This is a genomic window from Aminobacter sp. P4_D5, from assembly GCF_056401815.1.
On the sequence record NZ_JBFUIP010001246.1, the window covers coordinates 1 to 548 of the forward strand.

Here is a 548-nt window from a genome sequence, read left to right on the forward strand (position 1 = left end):
TCGCCGCGCCCGCGCGCACGCCGCAGCCGATCGTGGACCGGCTGTCGCCGCGCCCGCGCGCACGCCGCAGCCGATCGTGGACCGGCTGGCTTCGTTGGTCTCCGGCTACTTCTCCCTGCCTTCGACCCGCACGCGCATGGCCGAGATCGGCCTCAGCACCGCGCCGCAGACGCCTGCGGAGTTCCAGGACTTCATCCGCGCCGAGATCGTGAAGTGGACGGCCGCCGCACGCGAGGCGGGCATCGAGCCGCAATGACGGACCAGCCGATCGTCGACGCGCATCACCACCTCTGGCGGCTGGCTGCGGTGCCATGGCTGAAGGGGCCGCAGGTGCCCCGCATCTTCGGGGATTACGGGCCGCTGCGGCGCGACCACGGGATCGAGGAATATCTGAAGAACTGCCGCGCGCAGGGCGTGGTGAAATCCGTCTTCATCCAGATCAACGTGGCGCCCGGCGCCGAGGCCGAGGAGGTCGAGTGGGCGCAGTCGATCGCCGATCTCAACGGTTTCCCGCAGGGCATCGTGGGCTATGCGGACCTCGCCGCGCC

Annotated in this window: 2 pseudogenes; both read left to right on the top strand. The window is 70.6% G+C overall.

Annotated features, from left to right (window positions below):
* Positions 1–256 (top strand): annotated as a pseudogene (locus AC1DWF_RS37750) (hypothetical protein); the annotation flags it as partial.
* Positions 253–548, top strand: a pseudogene (locus AC1DWF_RS37755) (amidohydrolase family protein); the annotation flags it as partial. The pseudogenes AC1DWF_RS37750 and AC1DWF_RS37755, both read left to right, overlap by 4 nt.